Annotated in this window: 24 protein-coding genes; 8 read left to right on the forward strand and 16 right to left on the reverse strand. The window is 60.5% G+C overall.

Going from position 1 to position 23,764, the window contains the following annotated elements; genetic code table 11:
• Positions 1-93: 93 nt before the first annotated feature.
• From GZH91_RS00255 to GZH91_RS00275, 5 genes are all read right to left on the reverse strand, one after another.
• Positions 94-288, reverse strand: coding sequence for a rubredoxin (locus tag GZH91_RS00255; RefSeq protein ID WP_443098174.1), 195 nt, complete (start codon positions 286-288; stop codon positions 94-96).
• Positions 285-677 carry a DUF302 domain-containing protein gene (locus GZH91_RS00260; RefSeq protein ID WP_147069620.1) on the reverse strand — a complete coding sequence of 131 codons (393 nt, stop codon included), beginning with the start codon at positions 675-677 and terminating at the stop codon, positions 285-287. The genes GZH91_RS00255 and GZH91_RS00260 overlap by 4 nt, the downstream gene beginning before the upstream one ends.
• A gap of 26 nt (positions 678-703) precedes the next feature.
• Entirely contained in the window at positions 704-1,855 is a 1,152-nt protein-coding gene (locus tag GZH91_RS00265) for an acyl-CoA dehydrogenase family protein (RefSeq protein WP_147069621.1), read from the reverse strand.
• Between the two features lie 67 nt (positions 1,856-1,922).
• The gene (locus GZH91_RS00270; RefSeq protein ID WP_147069624.1) at positions 1,923-2,465 is read right to left on the reverse strand and encodes an OsmC family protein; all 543 of its coding nucleotides are present in this window, start codon (positions 2,463-2,465) and stop codon (positions 1,923-1,925) included.
• Positions 2,466-2,666: 201 nt separating this feature from the next.
• Positions 2,667-4,256 carry a sigma-54-dependent Fis family transcriptional regulator gene (locus tag GZH91_RS00275; protein WP_147069626.1) on the reverse strand — a complete coding sequence of 530 codons (1,590 nt, stop codon included), beginning with the start codon at positions 4,254-4,256 and terminating at the stop codon, positions 2,667-2,669.
• A gap of 175 nt (positions 4,257-4,431) precedes the next feature.
• Between GZH91_RS00275 and GZH91_RS00280 the strand changes: the two genes are divergently transcribed.
• The 5 genes from GZH91_RS00280 to cynS all read left to right on the forward strand — a co-directional run bounded on the left by GZH91_RS00280 (position 4,432) and on the right by cynS (position 8,942).
• The gene (locus GZH91_RS00280) at positions 4,432-5,295 is read left to right on the forward strand and encodes a sulfurtransferase (protein WP_147069627.1); all 864 of its coding nucleotides are present in this window, start codon (positions 4,432-4,434) and stop codon (positions 5,293-5,295) included.
• A gap of 61 nt (positions 5,296-5,356) precedes the next feature.
• Positions 5,357-6,706, forward strand: a complete 1,350-nt coding sequence (locus GZH91_RS00285) for a CmpA/NrtA family ABC transporter substrate-binding protein (protein WP_147069629.1) — start codon at positions 5,357-5,359, stop codon at positions 6,704-6,706.
• 2 nt (positions 6,707-6,708) lie between these two features.
• Positions 6,709-7,548, forward strand: coding sequence for a nitrate ABC transporter permease (gene ntrB, locus GZH91_RS00290; protein WP_198415348.1), 840 nt, complete (start codon positions 6,709-6,711; stop codon positions 7,546-7,548).
• Between the two features lie 10 nt (positions 7,549-7,558).
• Positions 7,559-8,470, forward strand: coding sequence for an ABC transporter ATP-binding protein (locus GZH91_RS00295; protein ID WP_147069633.1), 912 nt, complete (start codon positions 7,559-7,561; stop codon positions 8,468-8,470).
• Positions 8,471-8,498: 28 nt separating this feature from the next.
• Positions 8,499-8,942 (forward strand): cyanase, encoded by a 444-nt coding sequence (cynS, locus tag GZH91_RS00300; RefSeq protein ID WP_147069635.1) that lies wholly within the window; start codon positions 8,499-8,501, stop codon positions 8,940-8,942.
• 109 nt (positions 8,943-9,051) lie between these two features.
• On the opposite strand, the gene GZH91_RS00305 is transcribed toward cynS, so the two are convergent.
• From GZH91_RS00305 to GZH91_RS00325, 5 genes are all read right to left on the reverse strand, one after another.
• A complete protein-coding gene (locus GZH91_RS00305) occupies positions 9,052-11,451 on the reverse strand; it encodes an EAL domain-containing protein (RefSeq protein ID WP_232522199.1) in 2,400 nt (799 codons plus the stop codon).
• 2 nt (positions 11,452-11,453) lie between these two features.
• Positions 11,454-12,296, reverse strand: coding sequence for a phosphate/phosphite/phosphonate ABC transporter substrate-binding protein (locus GZH91_RS00310; protein WP_147069638.1), 843 nt, complete (start codon positions 12,294-12,296; stop codon positions 11,454-11,456).
• A gap of 179 nt (positions 12,297-12,475) precedes the next feature.
• Positions 12,476-13,819, reverse strand: a complete 1,344-nt coding sequence (mpl, locus tag GZH91_RS00315) for a UDP-N-acetylmuramate:L-alanyl-gamma-D-glutamyl-meso-diaminopimelate ligase (protein WP_147069640.1) — start codon at positions 13,817-13,819, stop codon at positions 12,476-12,478.
• Positions 13,820-13,863: 44 nt separating this feature from the next.
• The gene (locus GZH91_RS00320; protein WP_147069642.1) at positions 13,864-14,298 is read right to left on the reverse strand and encodes a hypothetical protein; all 435 of its coding nucleotides are present in this window, start codon (positions 14,296-14,298) and stop codon (positions 13,864-13,866) included.
• Positions 14,299-14,466: 168 nt separating this feature from the next.
• Positions 14,467-15,339, reverse strand: coding sequence for a DMT family transporter (locus tag GZH91_RS00325; RefSeq protein ID WP_147069644.1), 873 nt, complete (start codon positions 15,337-15,339; stop codon positions 14,467-14,469).
• 85 nt (positions 15,340-15,424) lie between these two features.
• Between GZH91_RS00325 and GZH91_RS00330 the strand changes: the two genes are divergently transcribed.
• Both GZH91_RS00330 and GZH91_RS00335 read left to right on the forward strand, forming a co-directional pair.
• Entirely contained in the window at positions 15,425-15,619 is a 195-nt protein-coding gene (locus GZH91_RS00330) for a hypothetical protein (protein WP_147069646.1), read from the forward strand.
• 356 nt (positions 15,620-15,975) lie between these two features.
• Positions 15,976-16,347, forward strand: a complete 372-nt coding sequence (locus GZH91_RS00335) for a hypothetical protein (RefSeq protein ID WP_147069648.1) — start codon at positions 15,976-15,978, stop codon at positions 16,345-16,347.
• A 122-nt stretch (positions 16,348-16,469) separates the two neighbouring features.
• Here GZH91_RS00335 and cysK read toward each other — a convergent pair whose 3' ends face one another.
• The 5 genes from cysK to GZH91_RS00355 all read right to left on the reverse strand — a co-directional run bounded on the left by cysK (position 16,470) and on the right by GZH91_RS00355 (position 19,384).
• Positions 16,470-17,657: a cysteine synthase A gene (cysK, locus tag GZH91_RS00340; protein ID WP_147069650.1), complete on the reverse strand. Its 1,188-nt coding sequence runs from the start codon at positions 17,655-17,657 to the stop codon at positions 16,470-16,472.
• A gap of 175 nt (positions 17,658-17,832) precedes the next feature.
• Positions 17,833-17,997: a globin family protein gene (locus GZH91_RS00345; protein WP_174861805.1), complete on the reverse strand. Its 165-nt coding sequence runs from the start codon at positions 17,995-17,997 to the stop codon at positions 17,833-17,835.
• A 68-nt stretch (positions 17,998-18,065) separates the two neighbouring features.
• Positions 18,066-18,452, reverse strand: a complete 387-nt coding sequence (locus GZH91_RS00350) for a cupin domain-containing protein (protein ID WP_147069652.1) — start codon at positions 18,450-18,452, stop codon at positions 18,066-18,068.
• A 98-nt stretch (positions 18,453-18,550) separates the two neighbouring features.
• Positions 18,551-18,700: a hypothetical protein gene (locus GZH91_RS17910; RefSeq protein WP_223264433.1), complete on the reverse strand. Its 150-nt coding sequence runs from the start codon at positions 18,698-18,700 to the stop codon at positions 18,551-18,553.
• 30 nt (positions 18,701-18,730) lie between these two features.
• On the reverse strand, positions 18,731-19,384 hold the full coding sequence (locus GZH91_RS00355) for a class I SAM-dependent methyltransferase (protein WP_223264434.1): 654 nt from the start codon (positions 19,382-19,384) through the stop codon (positions 18,731-18,733).
• Positions 19,385-19,604: 220 nt separating this feature from the next.
• On the opposite strand from GZH91_RS00355, the gene GZH91_RS00360 reads away from it, so the two are divergent.
• Positions 19,605-22,661: an ATP-binding protein gene (locus tag GZH91_RS00360; protein ID WP_147069654.1), complete on the forward strand. Its 3,057-nt coding sequence runs from the start codon at positions 19,605-19,607 to the stop codon at positions 22,659-22,661.
• A gap of 638 nt (positions 22,662-23,299) precedes the next feature.
• On the opposite strand, the gene GZH91_RS00365 is transcribed toward GZH91_RS00360, so the two are convergent.
• Complete coding sequence (locus tag GZH91_RS00365; protein WP_307723862.1) at positions 23,300-23,650, reverse strand: ComEA family DNA-binding protein; 351 nt, start codon at positions 23,648-23,650, stop codon at positions 23,300-23,302.
• Positions 23,651-23,764: the final 114 nt, after the last annotated feature.

Raw genomic sequence — 23,764 nt, forward strand, 5'->3', positions numbered from 1 at the left:
GGTTTGATGCCGTGGTGTGGGTTAGGCGAAACCGTGCAGCCTGTTTAAACCCGGGGTTTGCAAGCCCGGTTTTTCAAGATACAGGGTTAAAGGCTATTCCTGCATCAGTTCAAAATCGCTCTTGGTCACGCCGCAGTCCGGACACGCCCAGCTGTCGGGGATGTCTTCGAAACGGGTGCCGGGGGCAATTCCCTCATCGGGGATGCCACGTGCCTCGTCGTACACGTAGTCACAGATCATGCAGACCCACTTGCGGGTCAGCGTTCCAGTTTCAGTCATTGCGTTCATGATGCCTGCCTGTAGGGGGTGAGGCTGGACAGGATTTTGCCGAAAATCGGCTGCAGCTCGGCTGCAATTCCATCCAGCCGGAGGTTGCCGTAGGGGGCAAACACCGCGTCCGGGCTGCGCATGGCGACGTGGGTTTTGCCGTCCGCCTCGTAAACATGGATGCGCAGCGGGATGTCTATCCCGGCGCGTTTGTCTGCCTGCCAGACGCGCACCGCAAAATCCGGGCGGAATACCTCCAGAATCTGGTCGGCCGGCACCGTCATGCCGCGCCTGGCGGCGTTGGCCTGGCCGTCGATATGTGCGACCAGCCCCATCGGTGCGGCGAGGATGGCCTCGGTGAGCCTGGCGGTCGTGGCGTCCACATCCAGGTTGACGGTGAAAGTGATCATTCAGGCTCCGTGGTCATGCGCTGCGTTTATGCACTGCATACGCGGCAGCCGCTGTCGATGTCGTGTAACTCTTTGCGTAAATGCTTGATGGCCGGGGTGACGATGGCCACAAAGTAGGCTTCGCGCATGCGCCGCTGCGCGGCGTTGCTCACCAGATATCCCTTGGCACCAAGATGCAGCATGGCGGAGTTGGCCGCCTTGAGCGACAGCTCGCTGCCCAGCAGGCGCAGGGCGATGGTGTCGCGCTCGTAGCCGGTGTCGGGCGAGGCGTCAATTTTGTCCGCCAGACGGTAACAGGCTGCGCGCGCGCCAAGCAGCGCCGCTTCGACATCTTCGGCCTGATCATCGAGGAAACGGTTGACGTGCCCGTGGGTTTTATTGGAGCGCTTCATCATGCTCACGCAGGCATCCACCAGTCCCAGTCCCATGCCCATCTGCATCAGGATAAAGGCGGATTTGGTGCGCGTGCGAAAGCGCTCGAATTCACTCGGATGCGATACCACGGCAGCGTCGGCGATGAATACATCCTTGAACTGGCAGGCAAAGGTATTGGTCCCCTCCATGGCAATAAAATGCGCATTCTGGCTGAGGGTCAGGCCGGGGCAGTCGCCGCGCACCAGAGCGATCATCAACCCCGGTTCGCCGGCCACGTCTATGCCGACGTGGAAATAATGGTCCGCGCCGATGTTGGATACCCACGGCAGCGTGCCATTCACGCAATAGCCGCCATTCACGCGCACTGCCTTGAGGCGATTTTCCTCGATGGCGACGCAGGCTTTCATTGCATTCGACTGGCCGGTGCCGCCCAACACCTTGCCCCCGGCGATTTGCGGCAACACGCTGTTACGAATCGCAATATTGCTGCTGTTTTGCAGGTACCAGGCACAGGCATTCTGCGCCCATACCAGAAAGCCGGTGGAAACACATTCGCGCGACACGTCCTCGATTACCCGCACCGCGTTTTTCAACCCCTTGCCCGTACCGCCGAACTGCGGCACGACCATCGCGCCAAAGCCGCCGATTGCGCCGAGCCGGTGCAGAAACTCACCCGGGTATTCGCCTTTGATATCAATATCCAGCACGTGCGGGCAAAGGTGGTCGCGGATCAGCGCGGTGATGCCGGGCAGGGATTCACCGGCGTCGGCTTCCTGCGCATATTTCAACATTTCGACTTGCATCACAGCTCCTTATTTCCCACCTGGCTGCCCGGGACAGGCAGCCATGCGCATTTTTTAAATTCTGTCATCAGGCCAGGGCCACCGTCACGCCCACCGGATTGCGCAGGGTATTGGCCACCGGCGACCACTGATTGGCATGTGCGACGAGCGATTGCAGCTCGCTGTCGCTGGCATCGCCTTCGAGATGCACCTTGACGCGAATATCGGTAAAACCCAGCACCTTGCCCGGCGACACGTCGCCCACGCCCCATACTGCGGTGACGTTGATATCACCCTCCAGCTCCAGCTCGATCCTGGAAAGTGCGATGCCACGTGCGACGGCATTGGCGTGCAGGCCGACCGACAGGCACGAGCCCAGCGTGGCCAGGGCTGCTTCGGAAGGATTGGGTGCGCTGTCATCGCCGAGCAGGTGGGGCGGCTCATCAATCACATGTGCGGGCAAGTTGCGCACGAAATTGAGGTTGCGGAATTTGCTCTCGCATACCGTTCTTGTTTTCAGCGTGACCACATTCTGTGGATTGGCCTTGCCTTTTTGCGCCAGCCCATCGAGCCCGTTTTTATCTATCGGGGTCAGCGTGGTGGTCATTTTCAGTGCGGCAACTTCGGACATGGTTTATTCCTCCTGGTGTTAAACGAATATTGGTGGCCTGTAGGGCACGCCGATATCTACGCAAGCGCCATGCCAGAGCCATTTTGTCTAAGTAATGCAATGATTTTAAATGTTATTTCAGGCAGTATGGGAAATTGAAACGGTGCTGCTGGTAGACAGATTGTTAACAATTTGCACGACAGCTTTCTGTACGCGGTCGGGTCAGGCAATTCCCAGGCGCTGAATCCGATAATTCAGCTGGCGCAAGGTCATGCCTATGTGCTGTGCCGCGCGCGACTTGTTGCCATTACATAGCGCCAGTGCCTGCACGATGCTGTCGCGCTCGGCTGCCTGCACTGCATGGTAGGGGCGCAAACCGTCCGGTGTTGCGGTCACAAACGTGGTAACCGGGCGCGCCACGGGCTCGCTGACCGTTTCACCGGCAATCACCGCGACCACCTCCGCGGCACCAATCAGCCGGTTCTCGGAGAGCAGCGCCAGCCGCTCCAGCACGTTGCGCAATTGCCGCACATTGCCCGGCCAGCTATAAGCAGCCAGTCGCTCCAGCGCATCCGGGGCGATATTCACATTGCGCTGGTAGCTCTGGTTGATCTGGTTCAGGTAATAGCGCACCAGATGGCGGATGTCTTCCGGGCGCTCCTGCAGGGAAGGCAGCCGCACTGGGATGACGTTGACCCGATAAAACAAATCCAGACGAAATTTGCCGCGGCTCACCAGTTGCTGCAAATCCTGATTGGTGGCGGCGACGATGCGAACATTGACCGGGGTTTCGCGGCGTGCGCCGACGCGCTGGATGGTGTTCTCCTGCAATACGCGCAGCAGTTTGACCTGCATCGCCAGCGGCATGTCGCCAATTTCATCGAGAAACAGGCTGCCATTGTTGGCCTGCTCGAAATAACCGGGGCGGCTGCTGGTGGCGCCGGTAAACGCGCCTTTTTCATAGCCAAACAGCTCGGATTCGAACAGGTTTTCCGGAATCGCACCGCAGTTGACCTTGATGAAGGGATGGTCGCGGCGCGCACTGGACAGGTGCAGGGCGCGTGCGAACAGCTCCTTTCCGGTGCCGGATTCGCCCAGTAGCAGTACCGTCGCATCGGTTTGTGCCACCTGTTCAACCTGCTTTAATGCGCGGCGCAGCGGCATGGATTCGCCGACAATGCCAAATGCGCCCGGAGTCGATGGATTCTTGTTCAGCGCCCATTTCAGCTCACGGTTTTCCGACTCCAGGCGCGCGGTATGTTCCTGAATGTGACGGTTGAGCATGATTACCTGCGCAATCAGCGTGGCGGCAATTTTCAGTATTTGCAGATCGCGCGCCAGCGGTCGCGGGCGGTCGCGCAGCCGGTGCACGCCGAGCACCCCGAGCACCTGGCCGCCCTGCTCCACGGGCATGGCAATAAAGGACACCGTTTCGTGCGGCAGATGCTCACGTGCCACGCTGCGGAACAGGAACGCCGGCTCATTATCCACATCCTGAATAATCACCATTTGCCCGCTCTGCATCACGCGCCCGGTGATCCCCTCGCCAGGCTGGAAGCGCCCGCGTTTCATCTCTTGCCTGGATAATCCATAGGCGTGGGCGATATGCAACGCTGCACTCTCGGCGTCAGGCAGCACCACGCGTCCCCGGTTCAAGCCGAGCAACTCGGACAGCAAATGCAAAATCTCGCGGATGACATAGTTCTGATCCGGGCTTTTTCCCATCAGTGCGGAGGCTTCGCGAATCACCAGCAATTCTTCGTCCACCAGAATTTCCGGTGGCGGACGGTGGGCGGTTTGGGCGTCAAGCATGGGTGCAGCTCCTGCAGAAATAACAATTTGTCTACACAATGTAAGCAAAAACCGGACGCACGCCGTACTGGCGATCTTGGCCATAGGCTGCAGATGGCGTGGAAAGGCGATTTGTCGAACTGGCACGTTTGCTGCTCTTGTGATGCATGCCCAAACCAGCACAAAAGGAATCAGCATGAGCGGCCAAGTCTTGATCGAACCAGCACAATTGCAACAAGCCATGGCCACCGAGCCCATCGTGGTAATCGACACGCGCGATCCGGGTGCTTACGCCAGGGGACATATTCCGGGCGCGGTCAACCTGCGCGAGATTTTTACCTACCTCGCCACCACCGACCACGAAGGCCTGGAAGCCATGCAGCACAAATTCGCCGCGGCATTTGGCGCGGCAGGCTTGTCCGGCAAGGAAACCGCAGTGGTCTACGAAGACACCATGAACACCGGTTTTGGGCAATCTTGCCGGGGTTATTTTCTGCTCAAATATCTGGGCTACCCCAAGGCCAGAGTGCTGCACGGCGGTTATCAGGCCTGGGTCAGCGCCGGCCTGCCCGCCACCACCGAGCCCACTCTGCCTGCGCCCGCCCAATTCCCGCTCGCCAGTGCACCGGGTGCGGTAATGGTGGACAAGGACGAAATGCTGGCAGCGCTGAATGACCCGTCAGTGATCAAGCTGGACGTGCGTGATGTAGACGAATGGATCGCCACCAGCTCCTCGCCTTACGGCCCGGATTTTTGCCCGCGCAAAGGCCGTATCCCCGGCGCGCGATGGCTGGAGTGGTATCGGCTGATGAAGCCCGCAGACGGGGGCAGCATGGTCAAGTTCAAGGCGCGCGATGAAGTACTGGCGGAGTGCCAGACCGTCGGCATCCAGCCGCACTCCAGGGTTTACATTTATTGCTTCAAGGGCGCGCGTGCTTCCAATACCTTTCTGGCATTGAAAGAGGCGGGTGTGCATGACGTGAAAATCTACTTCGGTTCATGGAACGAGTGGTCACGCGACCCGGCGCTGCCGATTGAAGAAGGCTTTCCGGCTGCCTGAGACTGACATCACTTTTAACCAGTCGCTACCAACATCAGCCATCAATATCAGGGAGATATCCATGTCCGGTTTTGACGATCCGTTTGATCCTAATATCCAGCTCTCCGGCAAGGGTTGCAGCTGTGGCCGCCACGCCAGCCAGGCCGAGCACCGGCAGGACGAGGACGCCCGTATCAGCCGGGTGGTTGAATCCACGGTGATGCGCGCACTGTTTCCGCATGACGAGACGCGCCGCAACTTTATTCGCGCGGTGGGCGCGGGCACTGCGCTGGCGGCGGTTTCCACTTTCTTTCCGCTATCCGCCGCCAGGGCGCTTGCTGCAGACCGTGCCGCGCTGGAAAAAACCGACCTGAAAATCGGCTTCGTCCCCATTACCTGCGCCACGCCCATCATCATGGCCGGACCGATGGGCTTCTACTCGCGCGAGGGTTTGAATGTCTCTTTGCTCAAAACAGCGGGTTGGGCCGTGGTGCGCGACAAGGTGATGAACAAGGAATACGACGCTTCGCACATGCTCTCGCCAATGCCGCTCGCCATCAGCCTGGGGCTGGGTTCGCAGGCACAGCCGGTGGCCGTGGCCGCGATCGAGAACATCAACGGCCAGGCCATCACCCTGCATGTGAAGCACAAGGACAAGCTCGATCCCAAACAGTGGAAAGGCTTCAAGTTCGGCCTGCCGTTCGACTACTCGATTCACAATCTGCTGCTGCGTTATTTCCTGGCCGAACATGGCCTGGATCCGGACCAGGACGTGGAACTGCGCATCATGTCGCCGCCCGACATGGTGGCCAATCTGCGCGCCGGCAACATCGACGGCTTCCTCGGGCCGGAACCGTTCAACCAGCGCGCAGTGTACGAGGAAGTGGGCTTCATCCACACCCTGTCGCGCGACATCTGGGACGGCCATCCGTGCTGCGCCTTCGGCGTGTCGGAGGGGTTCGCCAAGACCCATCCCAATACCTTCGCCGCGCTGTTCCGCGCCATTGCCAGCGCCACTGACTACGCCCACAAACCGGAAAACCGCGCCGACATCATCAAGGCCATCGCCCCGGCGAATTACCTCAACCAGCCCATCCCGGTGCTGGAGCAGGTGATGACCGGGCGCTTCGCCGACGGCCTGGGCAAGGTGCGCAACGTGCCCGACCGGGTGGATTTCGACCCGTTCCCGTGGCCGTCCATGGCGGTGTGGATGCTGAGCCAGCTCAAGCGCTGGGGTTATCTCAAGGGCGAGGTGAACTACCGGCAAGTGGCGGAAAACGTGTTCCTCGCCACCGATGCGCGCAAGCGCCTGAAAGAGATGGGCTTGCCTGTCCCTGCCAGCAACTACGCCAGGTACACCATCATGGGCAAGGTGTTCGACCCTGCCAAACCGGAGCAATACCTGAAGTCGTTCAAGATCAGCCGGGCATGATCATGACCAAGTCGCTGAATTTCAAATCACTGCTTATATCCGTGCTGCTGCTGTGCGCTTTGCTGCTGGGATGGTATATCGCCACCCTGCCGCAGGCGGCGCTCACGGCCAATGTAGACCCCGAATACGCGGCGCTGATGGGCGGCGGTGCGGTGAAGAAATCGGGGATGCCGACACCGGCCGAATTTGGTCACACACTGCGCGAACGGCTGTCGGACCCGTTCTATGACCACGGCCCAAACGACAAGGGCATCGGCATCCAGCTCGCCTATTCGCTGGCGCGGGTGCTGTCCGGGTTTGCGCTGGCCGCGCTGGTGGCCATCCCGCTGGGTTTTGTGGTGGGCATGTCGCCGCTGATGCAGCGCGCACTCAACCCCTACATCCAGTTGCTCAAGCCGATTTCGCCGCTGGCGTGGATGCCGCTGGCACTCTATACCATCAAGGACTCGTCCGCTTCGGCGATTTTCGTGATTTTCATCTGCTCGCTGTGGCCGATGCTGATCAACACCGCCTACGGTGTAGCCGCGGTCAGGCGCGACTGGCTCGATGTCGCCAAAACACTGGAGGTGTCAGCGCTGCGCAAAGCGTTCCAGGTGGTGCTGCCCGCTGCCGCGCCCACCATCCTCACCGGGATGCGCATTTCCATGGGCATTGCCTGGCTGGTGATCGTGGCGGCGGAAATGCTGGTGGGCGGCACCGGCATCGGCTACTTTGTGTGGAACGAGTGGAACAACCTGAGTCTCACCAACGTCATCTTCGCCATCCTCATGATCGGCGTGGTGGGCATGATGCTGGACATGATGTTCGGCGGGCTGTCGCGGCTGGTGGCGTATAACGATTGAGGTCTGGACCATGCAAACCGATTTTTTGAAAGTTGAAGCCCTGAGCCGGGTATATCCGGCCAGTCGCGGTCAGGCGCCGCTGGTGGTGTTCGAGAACATCCATTTCAGCATCGGCAAGGGCGAATTCGTCTGCATCATCGGCCACTCCGGCTGCGGCAAATCCACCATCCTCAACGTACTGGCCGGGCTGGATGAGCCCAGCGCCGGCGTGGTGATCATGGATGGGCGCGAGGTGGCCGGCCCCAGCCTGGATCGCGGCGTAGTGTTTCAGGGCCACGCGCTGATGCCGTGGCTGTCGGTGATGAAAAATATCGAATTCGCCGTCAAGTCACGCTGGCCGGACTGGCCAAAAGACAAAGTACGCAGCCACTGCCAGCAGTTTATCGATCTGGTAGGCTTGACCGGTGCCGAGCATAAAAAGCCCTCCGAACTTTCCGGCGGCATGAAGCAGCGCGTGGGTATCGCCCGCGCCTTTTCCATCCAGCCGAAAATGCTGCTGCTGGATGAGCCCTTCGGCGCGCTTGATGCGCTGACCCGCGGCGTAATTCAGGATGAACTGCTGAAAATCTGCGCCTCCACCGGGCAAACCGTGTTCATGATTACCCACGACGTGGACGAAGCCATGCTGCTGTCCGACAAGATCATCCTGATGACCAACGGTCCGCGCGCCCGTATCGCCGAAATCGTGGTGAATACGCTGCCGCGCAACCGCACCCGCAACGACGTGCACAAGGATCCACAGTACTACCGCATCCGCAACCATCTGGTGGATTTCCTGGTGAGCCGCTCGCGCGAGATGGCGCAGGCGCCCGCCGCAGACAGCGACCCGCGCCACCCGCCCGAAGTCAGGCCGGGCGAAATGGATGATGATCCGATAGCAACGCCGCGTGTGCAAAAACAGCCTGCCATGCACCTGGTGTAATCACTCAACAACCTGACAAGGAGAAACCATGCAGCGTACCGAAGTCACCGCAATCATCGTCGCCGCCAAGCTCAAAAAATGCCTGAAATGGGCAGACATTGCCAAAAAAATCGGCTTGAGCAAGGAATGGACAACCGCCGCGCTGATGGGACAAATGACCCTGGACAAGAAACAGGCCACCACTATCGGCAAGCTGCTCGGACTGCCGCCGGAAGCCGTGGACGCGCTGCAAATCGTTCCCTACAAAGGTTCGCTGCCCAGCGCCATCCCCACCGACCCGCTGATCTACCGTTTTTATGAGTTGATCAACGTCTATGGCACCAGCATCAAGGCACTGATCCACGAGGAATTCGGCGACGGTATCATGAGCGCCATTGATTTCAGCATGGATATCCAGCGCGAGACCGACCCCAAGGGCGACCGCGTCAAGATTGTGCTGAACGGAAAATTTTTGCCCTACAAGACATACTGATCCGTGCTGCGCATCCCGCTTGCTTCAGGATGCGACTGCCTGGCTTCTCGCTCAGCTTGTGGCCAGGGCGTTGTGACGTTTGTGCGCCGCTTCGCGATGCCCGCGATGATTACCCTTGCAGAGCCGGGTGATCGGCTATCGGGCGGTCCAGGAAATAACCCTGCACGAAGTCGACCCCGAACTGGGTCAACAGATCGAGTGTGGCCTCATCCTCCACGAATTCGGCCACGGTGACCTTGCCCATTCCCCTGGCAACGTCGGCAATGGATTTGACGAACAACTGGTTGTCATGATCATGGGGCAGGTCGCGGATGAACAGGCCGTCAATTTTCAATGTGTCCACCTTGAGGTATTTGAGATAAGCAAAAGACGAGAAGCCGGTACCGAAATCGTCCAGGCAGGTGGAGCAGCCGGTCAGATGAACGGCTTCGATGAAACGTCCTGCGTCATGCAGGTCGCCGATCGCTGAAGTCTCGGTGATCTCTATCAGCAGACGGCTGGGGTCGACGGCATGCCGGATCAGGGTGTCCTGAATGTAGCGAGGCAATGACGGGTCTGCCAGGGAGCGCCCGGAAAGATTGATTGCCAGGGCGCGCAGCCTGGGATGGTGTGCCAGGGTGGCGACAGCCTCCCCGATCACCCAGCGGTCAAGCTCGAGGATTTTGCCGGTCTTTTCGGCGATGGTGATGAATAGCCCGGGCATGATCAACTGTTCCGGTTTTTCCTCATCAACGATACGTACCAATGCCTCGAGGTGCGACAGGGTGCGATCGGCGCTGTGATACACACCCTGGAAATGCAGCCGGAACAGGTCTTTTTCGAATGCGCGCGACAGCCGGTCATTCCAGGTGAGGCGGGCGACCATCTCCTTGCCCATATCCAGCTCGGGACGGTATACCTGCCAGGTGTTCTTGCCACATGCCTTGGCCTGGTACATGGCGGTGTCGGCATGGGCGATCAGCTCCTCGATAGAGGAACCATGTTGCGGATAAAGCGCGATCCCCAGGCTCACCGTGACGCGCAGCGGCTGGTCGTCAAAAATGAGCGGGAGCCGGGCGATGGCCCGCACGACACGGTCCGCCAGACCTTCAGCCTGTTTCAGATCGGAAACCTGGGGGATCAGCAATGCGAATTCGTCGCCGCCCAGCCGGGCGAGGACCTCGTTGCGGCGCACCAGGGCGGAAAGTTCTGTTGCGACACGGATCAACGTGGCGTCGCCCGCATGGTGTCCGAAAGTGTCGTTAATGTACTTGAATTCGTCCAGATCGAAGAACAGCAACGCTCCCTGGCTGCCCGTGCGCCCTGCATCAGCAAGCAGCTTTTCCATCTCCTCGCGCAGGCGGTGGCGATTGAACAAGCCGGTAAGGGAGTCGCGCTCGGCGAGATAGATGAGTTGCTGGGCGGTCTGCTGCTCCTGGGTGACATCCTCGAACATCCACAGGTGGCCGGTAAACTTGTTTGCGTTGTCGTATACCGGGTGGCTGAGCCGGGTCACCAGCCGGCCATCGGCCAGGCGGATTTCAGTGGCCTGGCGGTCTTCATGGGGGCCCGCCGGTTCCGCCATCAGCTCAGCGAGCTGGTCCGGTTCGGCCAGTGTACAGCCGGTCTGGATGATCGCCTCGGCGGGGAACTTGCCATGCAAAGACAGGCCCATGGGCAGTCTCCAGATATGCTGAAACGCAGGGTTGTAATAGATGATGCGGTTGTTCGTATCGGCAAACAAAATACCCAGTTTCATGGCGTGCAGCAATGCGACCAGGCGCGCCTGCTCTTCATGCAACTGGGCCGTGCTTCCCTTGAGCGCACCGATCTGTGCGGCTATGGCGTCAGCCATGGAATTGAAGGCATGGGTGAGCGAGCCGACCTCGTCATCGCTGAGTACCGGCAGACGGATATCCAGCTGCCCTTGGGCAAAGGCTTCGGAGGCGCGGGTCAGGCTGGCGAGGTGACGCGTCAACCAGAATCCCAGACCCGCCAGCAGCAGGGTCGACAAGAGAATTTCCACGCCCGCGATCAACATGCTTTGTCGAACCAGGTGAACACGTGCCTCTGTCAGAAATGCAGTGGAAACACCATAGTGGAGTGTGCCGTATTCCTGGCCCGCCAGCATGATTTGCGTGCTGGTATCAAACCGGCCTGCGCCGGTGTCGGCAACTTTCGTTGACGGAGCGACAACCGGCAATGTTCGTCCTTTTTTCCAGCCGGCGGATGCAACGACATGTCCGGAGCGATCGACCAGCACGGCATAGACAATCCCTTCCAGGCGCTCACTCTCGGCAAGTATCTCATTCAGGGTGGCGTAATCCCGCTGAGATAGCGGCGCGGCGAGGGCCGCATTGAACAGGGTGTTGAGCTCCGTGTAGCGCGCCCGCGCCTGGGCGAGCAGACTGTCCTGGCTCAGGCGTACGCTGTTGACCACCAGCAGGGTCAGCATCACCGCTTCCACGATCAGCGAGAGCAGTACCAGCTTGGAACGCAGTGACAAACCGCGCGGCATCTTCAATAACAAGGCTAGTGGCCCAGGTGTTGCTGAAGATATTGGGTATAGGGATCGAGGGACTTCATTTCCTCGGGCGTGATTTCACGCATGCCCTGATAGCCAGTCACTTCGAAAAATTGTTTGCCTTCAGGCAAATCCGGGGAAAAAGCGAGCAGAGCCGGTTTGAGGCGCGCAACTTCACGTGCCAGGCGCGGATTGGCCAGCCACATGAGGCCGGGTATTGCAGGCAGTTTGGCAAAAACCTGGAGGCCATCCCGGAGGTTCGCTGGCATCTGCTTCCAGCCCGCCGGCGAGATGATGGCCAGCGCGCTTTCTCCGCTCAGTACCGAGTAGGCGGCACTGTTGTGGCTGGGTGTCTCCAGCAGCCGGAAGTCGATACGTTCCCGCAATCCCTGCGTTTCCAGCCACAACAAGGCCTGCCCGGTAATCAGGGCAAAGCGATCCAGGGTGGCGACCGCATGCCCGCGCAAATCCCGGATGGATTTGAGCGGGGCGGCCCGGGAGGTCATCAGCATTGCCCGATTCGCCGCTTTGTAGGTCGCCAGGGGCAGATAACCACCTTCCATTTGGGCGAGCCGACCCAGGTGAGCGGCCGTCACCACGATGTCGTAATCGCCCGCCATCGTGCCCTTGTGGAAGGCAGCGAAATCCGTCGCCGTCACCATCTCCACGGGGCGCTTTAGCGTCTGTTCCAGATAGGCGCGAAACGGTTGGTAGTTATTGAGCAGGACGCGCGGACTCAGGGTCGGCAACACGCCCACGATCAGCAGGGTTCCCTGCGCCGCACCCGGAATGGGCCATAGCGCCAGCAGGCAGGCCAGTAGCCAGCCTCTACCAGACAAGAACCTTCCCATATCCTTCTCTCCTCGCTACTTCCGGTTTCTCGTGCCCTGCTCCCTTAGCCGGTGTTTTTGTGATGCGGGGTTCTGGCCCGCAGGGTGATTCCATCGAACTCTTAATATCGGTTTTTGGGTGCCAAACTTGAAGCTTATGTCCATGATTGGTATTTTTCGACAGACGCAGAGCGATGCGGTCAACGCGTGGCCAGGCGCGCCAGCAGCTTTTCGTGTATGCCGCCAAAGCCGCCGTTGCTCATCACCAGCACTTGATCGCCGGGCCGGGCTTCGGTGACCACCGCTGTTACCAGAGCGTCAAGCTGGTCGTGTATTTGGGCGATCTCGCCCATGGGTGCAAATACCGCATCAGCGTCCCAGCCCAGATTGGCAGCGTAGCAGAACACCTTGTCCGCATCCTTCAGGCTGGCGGGCAGGGCGTCTTTCATGGCCCCCAGTTTCATGGTGTTGGAACGCGGCTCCAGCACGGCGAGGATGCGCGCCCCGCCTGCCTTGCGGCGCAGGCCGCCGACGGTGGTGGCAATGGCGGTGGGGTGATGGGCGAAGTCGTCATACACGGTGATACCGTTGACGGTGCCGCGCATTTCCATGCGGCGTTTGACGTTTTCGAAGCGCCCCAGTGCCTCGCACGCCACTTGCGTGGAAACCCCCGCGTGACGTGCGGCGGCAATGGCAGCCATGGCGTTGTGTACGTTATGTACACCCATCAGGCGCCATTCAACCCGGCCTTGAGGTTTGCCGTTGAACTGCACGTCGAATCCGGCCTCGCCACCGCTGGCGGTCCAGCCGTCCGCCATACCCAGCCATTCCACCGGGGTCCAGCAGCCGCGTGCAATAACGCGGCGCAGGCTGTCTTCGCTACCGTTGGCAATAATCCGCCCCTGCCCCGGCACGGTACGCACCAGGTGGTGGAACTGGGTTTCGATGGCAGGCAGGTCGGGAAAGATGTCGGCGTGGTCGAATTCCAGGTTGTTGAGTATCGCGGTGCGCGGGCGATAGTGGACGAACTTGGAGCGCTTGTCGAAAAACGCGGTGTCGTATTCATCTGCCTCGATGACGAAAAACGGCGACTCGGTGAGGCGTGCGGAGATGCCGAAATTCTGCGGGATGCCGCCCACCAGGAAGCCCGGCGTCAAGCCTGCGTCCTCCAGTATCCACGCCAGCATCGAGGTGGTGGTGGTTTTGCCGTGGGTACCCGCGACGGCCAGCACCCATTTGCCCTGCAGGACGTTCTCCGCCAGCCATTGCGGACCGGAAATGTACGCCAGGCCCTGGTCGAGGATGGCTTCCATCAACGGGTTGCCGCGCGTGACCACATTGCCGATGACGAACACGTCCGGTTTGAGATCAAGCTGGGCAGGGTCGAAGCCCTCGATCAGGTCAATGCCCAGCGCGCGCAACTGGTCGGACATGGGCGGATAGACGTTGGCATCGCAGCCGGTGACGGTGTGGCCGGCTGCGCGGGCGATGGCGGCGATGCCGCCCATGAAGGTGCCGCAGATACCCAGAATGTGCAGGTGCATGGAATCGCTATCGTATAAAAGTGAACAGTGGGTTGGCCAAAGCGCTAGCTGAGTCCTGCGCCATCGCTAATCGAGCCCTTGGCCAGATCCACCAGAATATTGCGCCCCGGTATCAGCGTGGCGACTGCCAGCAGGAAGATTTCGACGAATTCGCTGCGTTCGTCCTCTGGCAGTTTGGTGACGCGGTTGAAGGTGCCGAACATGGAATCGTGAAACGCGGCGATATAGAGAATGCGGCGTTTGTTTTCGGTCACGTCGTCGGGGTCGGCGGTTTCCGTCACTTGCGTGATGACCACTTCGCCCAGTTTCTCGCGGATCGACTGGAACAGGTGATGGATGTACTCGGCTGCGCTCTGACGGCCTTTGTCGTCTTGCAGGGTGAGGTCCGCGCTCACCATCTCGCCGGAGCGGGTCTTGAGCGTGACGCGTTTTTCCTGCGGCTGGGGAGGGGGAGCATTGGGGTTGATGATGAGGCTCATGCGCTGTCCTTGTTCGGGCAATCGGGCATGATAGCCTGTTCCGCCCGGATTAAAAAAGCCCGTCTTAGGGTTCCCTGATTAGTGCTGTTAAAACCGCTCATGCAAAGGCTGGTTCCGGTAAAGCCGCTTGGATGGAGTGAGGGTGAATTGTTGCTTGGTTTTACTTAATCAAGGCCTTGCGGACACCAGCAAACGCCATTGATGCACACCCAGTCCAACCAGAATCAGCGCGGTTCCCAGCCAGATATCGAGCCCTGGTTGCTCGCCGTTGAGCCATTGGCCGAGCAGTAGCGCGCTCACCGGCGTAATCAGCGTAATCAGCGCGACCTGGCCGGCTTGCAGATGTTTGGTGACGTAAAAATACAGGGTAAACCCCACCACCGAGCCGAAAATCCCCAGGTAAAGCGTGGACAGCCCGGCACGCACGCTCCACTGCGGCACGTGGCCAAACAGCGCCCACCACAGCGGCAACAGCAGCCCTACCACGAAAGTCAGCGCACCCGTGGTCAGCGCCAGTACCGGCACCGCTGCCCCGGTGCGTTTGACCCACACCAGGCTGGCTGCCTGAATCGCCACCGCGCCGAGGATGGCCGCAATACCGGGCAAGGCCTGCGTGCTTATTTTTGCACCCGCGCCAAAAATGACGATTAGCCCGGCCAGTCCCAGCACAATACCCGCCAGTTTGGCCGGGGTCAGGCGTTCCGCATCCGCCAGCCACACCCCGATCAGCCCAGTAAACAGCGGAATCAGGCCAAACAGCACGGCAATCAGGCCCGATGGCACATAACGCGCCCCCCAGTACACCAGCAGCATGGCACCGAAAATACCGGAGCCGGCAGCCACATAGGCATTGAGTGCGGCATGCGAACGCGGCATCGGGATACGCAGCGCACGCACCAGGATGGTGCACGCCACCAGCCCAATGGCCATGCGTACCAGTACCGGAAACACGAAGTCCGCTCCTACCTCGCTCCATTGGATGGCCAGCGGGGTGGTGGACCAGATCAGGATTACGCCCAGATAGGCGGCAGGGATGGACATGGCATTAATCAGGTGCAAATATTGCTTGTAATTTGGGTGCCAGGCAGCATATCAGGCATGAGCGGTTTCACTACGGAGGTGCATCATGATTGTATTCGACATCGAATCCGGACGCATTGACGCCCCCAGTTTTAATCACCCCCCCACCGGGGCAGCACAGTCTGAGACTGACGTAGCGCGGCCAGATACGACCTTGCCCGTGCTGCGTCTGATGACGCTGGAAGAAGCGAGGTGGATGGAAGCACGGCGTGCCGGCGCCACTACCCGGGCGGGAATGTAAAACTTATCGACGGCCGTATTGTGTCGATTTCGGTGCGCTAACCTCGTCATTTTTGACGATGCGATTGATAAACCCCGCTTTAGTAGGCCAGGCGGGTGGCTTAATCTATTGAAAATATCATTATTTATCCTATCCAGATCCCTTGGCTTCAAAGAGTTATGGGGTATTTTTTTGCCCTCAAAATCTTACCCGGCATCACATGAATGTCATTTTCGCGAGGTATTTATTCCCGCCCACCTTCCTTGAAAACTACCGGGACGGGCACGGCTGTACTGCGTAGCCCCAGCGTTCAGAAGTCTTGGCGCTCTGTTTTTTTATCGGGTACGCGCTACGCAGTTTCCGATTAGTATTTACGCATGGAATTCTTTGCCACGACAATTATTTCCGCTTCGGCTGCTGATCTGCAGCGCCGGCTGACTATCAGCGAATTGCCACACTGGTGTGCGTCTATCGAAAAGGTGCTGAGCGACGCAAAGTCGAGCGGTGAAATCTATTGCGTGTGGGGGACGTTCCATACGAACCGGGAGGATTTGAGTCATGGCGTGCGCTTTTCGTTGCCCGGCTGTCCCAATGCCTTGCAATGGACTGTGACTACCGGACATCTACCTGACCCGCAGCATACCGTTATTCATCTCACTATCAACCGTACCGAACAAGATCAGGACTTCATCGACTCAATCCAGCAGTTCGTGGATGAATGGAGGACCGGGCTGGAGGCGCATTGGTAATCGGGCATGGGTCGAGGACCAGATCGACGCCGGTTCAACATGGGTGCAACCACTTGGGCAGACGTTCATAGGGATTGGTCTTGACGGACGAGTCGACGGTGACACCGTGTTTTTGCAGGCGGCTATACAGCTGGCCTGACTTCATCATATGCGAACATGACGACAGGCCGGTCGGGGTCGCGCAACATGGCATCGACCTCGCTGGAGGCTGCTTCGTCCAGGGCATCCGCCGCTTCCACTGACGCCGGCGCTGCCGCCGGAGTGACATCGAATCGGAATCCCGGCGTCGACCTCGACAGTTCGAACTCCTCCCCGGTCATCTCGACGGCAATGTCGTCGAACAGCGGTGTGGAAAGATAGCGTTCGCCGGTATCGGGCAGCATGCACAGGATGTTGGCACCCTGCGGCGCGGCTTGGGCGACCTGCAGCGCACCCGAGAACGTGGCGCCCGCCGAGATGCCGACGAAGAGGCCTTCGCGCCGCGCCAGTTCCCTGGCGCAACGCAGCGCGTCCTGGCCGTCGATCGGCACAAAGCCGTCAATGCGGCTTTCCGCCGTGACCTGTTCCACGAGCCGGGGGATGAAGTCCGGGGACCAGCCCTGCATCAGATGCGGCCGGAACCGGGGATGGCTCGCGCTGTGCGATCCGTCGCCGTGCCTTGGCTGCGCGATGCCGCTGGCCAGCATGGCCGAATTGTCCGGCTCGCAGACGATGATCTGCGTATGGGGGCTCTTCTCCTTCAGCACCCGCGACACGCCGTTCAGCGTGCCGCCGGTGCCGAAACCGGTGACCCAGTAGTCGAGCGACACATCGGCGAAGTCATTCAAGATCTCCACGGCGGTGGTACGGGCGTGGATCTCCACATTGGCCGGGTTCTCGAACTGGCGCGGTTGCCACCAGCCATGCGCCTTGGCCAACTCCTCGGCCTTCGCCATCATCCCCGAGCCCTTCTGGGCGGCCGGCGTCAGCACGACCCTGGCGCCGAGAAATCGTATCAGCTTGCGCCGCTCCACGCTGAAGTTTTCGGCCATGGTGACGACCAGCGGATAACCTTTCTGGGCGCAGACCATGGCCAGGCCGATGCCGGTATTGCCACTCGTGGCTTCGACGATCGTCTGCCCGGGCTTGAGTTCACCGCGGCGTTCGGCGTCTTCGATCACCCCCACGGCCAGCCGGTCCTTCACCGATCCCATCGGATTGAAGGACTCCACCTTGACGTAGAGGTTGATGCCCTTGGGACCCAACTTGTTGATGCGAATCACCGGCGTGTTGCCGATGGTGCCCAGAATGCTGTCGAAGCGCTTGCCCATGGCCGTTCTCCCCAGTTACCCGCCTGGCCGCCGGATCTTGCCGGCGGCGTCGGCTATATAGCTCTTTTATAGTTCTTTATAAAACATGACTCCTTTGTTTTTCCTCGCCCAAGGTCCAAATTGAGGGGAGCGCAGCTTTTTGGCGCGTCTCTCCAGAATGCAGGGTCAGGCTTTGTCATACGCGAATGATGTTGCCCTTCAGCGAGTAGAAAATGGCGATCACGTCATTCTTCGTGCCCTCGTCGAGTGTATGTTTTTTGTTCATTGCGCCGACAATGTCATCCATCGCTGCCAAGTACGCTTGCTCACTGATGTGCATGCCTTTATGTGCAGCGAGCATGTCCTTACCCGTGTAGGGCTCCGTGGCTCCGGGCCGCCGGAGCCCGCGCCCAACTCCCGGCACCGGGCTTAACTTTTCACCTTCTCAATCATGTGGTTGATGACATGGCTGTGCTCGCGCTGCGGGCTGAACATGATGATCTCCGCGTCTGCGTCGACCTTTACGTTGTGCCCGGGTGGCCAGTAAAACAGATCATTCGCGTTGACCGTCTCCTGTGCGCCATCCGCGTCAGTTGTGGTGAGTTGGCCGCGCAAGACGAAGCCCCAGTGGGGGCACTGGCACAAATTGCCTTCCAGTCCCTGGAACAGCGGGGTGGTGTCTACGCCCGCCGAGAGACTGAAGTACTCGCAGCTGATCTTGCCTAATCCAGTTGCGTCGCCGAAATCCGTTCGCTGACGGATCACGGCACCTGGAATCTCCATCCTGACGTCTATGTCCTCTTTGACTATTCGCATGATCGTTTCTCCTGTGTGCCAATGGATGCTTTCTTTGCTGGTCTGTCTATCGCCGCATCCATTTCAAGCAATAGGTGGCCAACGCCGACGATGGTCGACTAGTTGCGTTTGATGACTACCTCGATGTACTCACTCGGGGCCACCAGCGTGCCATCGGCCGCGCGATTGAATTTTTCGGCCAGGGCGACCAGGTCGGCGGCCAGCGCTTCCTGCTTCGCTGCGTCGAGTGCCCCGAATGCCTTGTGCATCGGGCCGTAAAAAGTGCGAAAGACTTCCAGTCAATGGGCCGCGCTGTGGTAGCGGAACACGAAGTTCCTGCGCTCGATAGCGATCGAGTCGAGCCGCGCGCCGAAGAGCTCGCGTAGCCGCGCTTCGGTGCCCCACAGCGCGGGCGACTTCACGCCGGCCGCCGGAGCCACGTAGTTGCCCATCGTCTTGAAGATTTCGCCGACAAAACTGGTCGGCGTCCAGTTCGCGAGGCCGATCCGGCCGCCGGGTTTGCAGGCGCGCGCCATTTCCGCCGCGGCCTTATCCTGGTCGGGCGTGAACATCACGCCGAAGGTGGACAACACCACATCGAAACTGTGGTCGGGGTATGGCAGATTCTCGGCGTCCGCCTGCTCGAACTGCACCGGCAGCCCTTCGGCGTTCGCCCGGGTGCGCCCACGCTCGAGCAGCGCCGGAACGTAATCGGTCGAGACGACGTCGCACCAGCGCCGCGCGGCGGCCAGTGTCGCATTGCCGTTGCCGGCGGCGACGTCGAGCACGCGCTCACCGGCACGCAGGTCGAGCGCTTCGCAAAGCGATTCGCCGACGATCTGCAGCGTGGTGCCGACGACGGCGTAGTCACCTGCCGACCAGGCAAGGTGCTGCTTGTTCTTCACGGCCGCAAGGTCAATGACGGGGACAGAAGTGGAAATGACTGCTGACATGGCTGTGCTCCCCAGTGACGTGGATCAGGACTTGTCAGGGTGAAGCAACGCGGTCCTGTTGCGCGTCGTCGGAACCGGGCCTGGTGCTGCCGGTCGACATGCCTATTTCATCCCGGGAGGGAGGGAACGGGGTCCCGCAAAGCGGGACAAAAAGCGGGACAAAAGCGCGGACTAAGCTGCTAGACTCAAGCGTGCAGGATGCAACGGAGAGTCAAGCGACATGGAGGACCGGACACATTCATTTGGTTACTGGTTGCGGCGCCGCCGCAAATCGCTGGATCTCACCCAGGAGGCGCTTGCCCAGCGGGTCTGCTGCTCGGGTTTCACCATCCGAAAGATCGAGGCCGACGAGCGTCGCCCTTCGCGGCGGCTCGCCGAACGGCTCGCCGCATCACTCGCCATACCCGAGTTGGAGCGGCGCGATTTCCTCGATGCGGCACGCGCATTGCACGCCACGAACCGCCTGCAACTGGACCCCACGCCGGTCGCCATCGACGCGTGCGCCGTTGCACCCGCCGCATTGATTCATCCCCCGCCCGATTCGGCCATCGGCGTCGCGAGCGATGCCGCCCCCTTCGTCGGGCGCAGTAACGAGTACGGCCTGCTCATCGGACTCATCGCGCGGCTCACCGCTGGCGCCGGGTACACCGTCCTGATCGAGGGCGAGCCGGGGATCGGCAAGAGCCGCTTGCTGCGCGAGGTCACGCGCTATGCGCACGCCCGGGACTTGCCGACGCTCGCGACGAACTGCTACGAAATCGAATGCGCGATGCCGTACCAGCCCGTGATTGGCCTCGTCACGCGCGCGCTCGAGCGTGTATCGGCCGCGGCGTTGCGCACCCTGGCACCGGTGTCGCTCGCTGAGCTTGCCGCCCTGATTCCCGAAATCGGCGAGCGCTTTCCGGATCTGCCGCAATTGTCGAACGATTTTCCCGAGGCGCGGCAGGCGCGTTTATCCCGTGCGCTGGACCAGCTGCTCGAGGCATCGCGAGGCGGCCGCCCGGCTGTACTTATGGTGGACGATATCCAGTGGGCCGACGACGCCAGCGCGCAAGTGTTGCATTATCTCGCGCGCCACGCCGCGCAGCGCCCGGTGCTTGTGATCTACGCCTATCGTGACGAAGCTGTCGACAGCGACGAGCGGTTCGCACAGCTGGTTGAGAGCTTGCGCCGCGACACCGGTGCGCGCCGTGTGCCACTCACCCGACTGGGTTATGCCGATACTGAGAGCCTGGTCGCGGCGCTCGCCGATGCGAACCTCGGGGTACCCGGCCTGGCCGAGCGCCTGCATCGCGAAACCGAAGGCAATCCGTTCTTCCTGATGTCGATCCTGCAATCCCTGAGCGATGGCGAGACGCAGCTGGAGTCCCGCGCGAGCGGCGCACCGGGATTGCTTCCCGACGCGTTGCGTGCCGCCGTGCGCGTGCGGCTCGCGCACGTGCCCAAAGCGATCCGGCCGCTGCTCGATACCGCTGCAGTCCTCGGCCGGCGTTTCGACTTCGATACGCTTCTCGATGTAACACGCGGGCCCGAGGCGCAACTGTTCGATGCGGTGGAGGCGCTCGTCAAGCGGCGTTTGCTGCGCGAAGAACCCGAGGGAGGCGTATACGATTTCAGTCACGACAAGCTGCGCGAGGTGGCCTATCGTGACATCGGCGGGGCGCGGCGCAGGCTGCTGCATCAGTCGGTGGCTGAAGCGCTGGAACGGATTGGCGATAACGCAGCGCACGAACGCGACGCCCAGCTTGCGGAGCACTACGAGCGCGCGCACGTCTGGTCGAAGGCGCTCCATTACCTTGTCCTTGCTGGAGAACACTCGCAGACGCTGTTCGCGATGCGCGATGCCCTGCACTGGCTGGATCGCGCGGTCGCGCTGTCCGAGGCGCACCCGGAATCGCTGGACGCGCGGCAACGCCTTGCGATCTACGAGCAGCGCGGGGCGGCGCGCGCGCAGGCCGGACAGACGCAAGGCGCCGTCGCCGACATACGCCGCGTCATTGAAGCGTTGCGTGCCGGCGGCGAACGCGCAAAGACGCGTGACGCGCTGATCCAGCTGGGCATGGCCTATCGGCGCGCCGACGCCTACGAAGAGGCAACGACGTGCCTCACCGAAGCGCTGGCCGAGTCCCGCGCAATGAACGACGGGCGCCACGCTGCCGACACCCTCTATCACCTTGGGACAGTCGCGTGGAGCACCGGGCGGAACGATCAGGCGATCGGATTCCACCAGCAGGCGGTCGAGATCTGCGGGCGCACGGGTTTCACCGATCTCGTCGCGGTGCAGGCCTGGCACGGCCGCGGCGAGGCGCACTTCGCGAACGCGGAGCCCGCGGCGGCAATCGCGTGCTACACCCGGTCGCTCGAACTGGCCCGCGGCATCGGCGACAAGAGCTATGAGTCCGAGAACCTGATGATGATCGGGCATGCCTGCGTCGGCACCAGGGGGCTCGGCGACTATCCGCGCGCAACGACAAACTTTGAGGCGGCACTCGACATCGCACGTGCCGCAGACTTGCAGTGGCATTTTGGGCCAACGCTGCTCGGACTCGACCATATTCGGGCGTGCATGGGCCACTACGGCGAGGCGTGGACCGGTATGCAAAAGACCCTGCACTGGCTCGAGAGTCTCAAGCAGACGCGCTATCAGTTCATCGCCCACGATTTCATTGGCCATCTCCTGCTCGACCTTGGCCTGAACGAACTGGCGATTGAACAACTGGAGCGCGGACTCGCACTCGGGCGCGACACCGGCATCCTGTTCTGGCGCGCCGGGATCGACACACACCTCGCCGTCGCGCGGTCGCGGCTCGGGCAAAAGGACGTCACGCCGGCGCTGCAAACCACGCTCGCACAAACGCGCCGCACTTCGGAGCGCTATATGATGGTCCGGTGTATTGACGGGTTGGCGGAGATTGCACTCGCCGCGGGCGACGCGAGCCGCTGTCGCGCGTACGGTGACGAACTGCTCGCGATCGCCACACCGAACGGCCTGCGCGAACTTGAGGCGGTGGCGCGACGTTGGCGCGGTGAAGCGATGTTTGTAGAGCAAGATTACGTGGAGGCGCAGGCAGAGTTGTCCCGCGCCGCGGCGCTGGCGGAGGATATCGGCCGCGTGCGCCTGCAGATGGACGCGCAGGCCGCGCTGGCCCGCCTGCTTGCTGCGCAGGGGCAGCGCGATGCCGCACAGCGTCACTGCGCCAAGGCGCGCGCGACTGCGGAGGCCATCGAGAAGAGCCTGGAGTCCTCAGAGCTCGAGGCGCGGCTCCGCATGAACTGACAGCCAACATCTCTGACAAGGTCGGCTAAATTGCATCTCTGAATGTCAAACTGCCCAGCCCGCACCTAGTTCGGGTCGGACCTACACAACCATATGAGCTATTCCCATAGCGTTCGATACCAGCCCAGGTTGAGCGTTTAGAGCCGTCGTTTAGGTTGTCGTGTTGCTACGAGGCAAATAAACACCAAGATATTCTGAAACATGACTATGATCTGCCGCTTCCTCTTGCACCTGACTCCGGTTAATACGTTATGAAACAGGAGGCCGGTTGCAGGCGGATTCTTTTGAGCGCTCAACTACGAGCATGTCATTTGGTAGGGAAGATATTTGAGTGACCGGTTCTTGTGAAAAGTGCCAGTTAGGGCACTGGCTGTGGTTGACCGCTCTCGCTACGCAACGAACCTTCAACGAGCAAACCCTGACCGGCTGTTGGGGTCGGTCTCGGGCTTTGGAGAACACTTGTTTTGAAGCGGGATGACTGCGTCAGCAGAGTAAAAATAAACATGGTAACGATGCGGTATGGTGGATGGACATGTCTACATTTTTATACAGGTAAAGCAACCCGCCTAATTTAACGAGAGACAGAAAGGTGCGTACGGTCGTTCCAGCAGGCGGGGACGAGAATAGAAATCCGGCGTTTATTTTGTGGCCGGCGCAGTGGCCGGCTTGCCCATTGGCACACGCTTGGCTTTGCTTGCAGTTGTCTTGGGAGTTGGCGCTGCGGAGCTGTTCCCACCACTGATGGTCAGATTGTTGCGCAGCTTGTCCACGGATTTTTTGCCAAAACCTTTCACCCGATCCAGATCATCCACGCTTTTGAACGGGCCGTTTTTGGCACGGTCTTCAACGATGGCCTTTGCCTTGGCCGGACCGATCCCCTTGAGTGTCTCGAGTTCCGTCTGGGAGGCGGTGTTGATGTTCACTGCCGCCAATGTCATGTTGATGGAAGCCAGCAGTACAGCGATAACCAACCAGATTTTTTTCATCATATCCTCCGTGTATAGGGTATTTGGTTTTGGCACAAGCCATGAAAACCAACGCGGCTCCGGAGCCGGACGTTGACACGCCGCCTCTCCATGCGCAATCGTTTTTTCCAGGTTGAG

The organism is Sulfuriferula plumbiphila (assembly GCF_009938015.1).
Classification (GTDB): domain Bacteria; phylum Pseudomonadota; class Gammaproteobacteria; order Burkholderiales; family Sulfuriferulaceae; genus Sulfuriferula; species Sulfuriferula plumbiphila.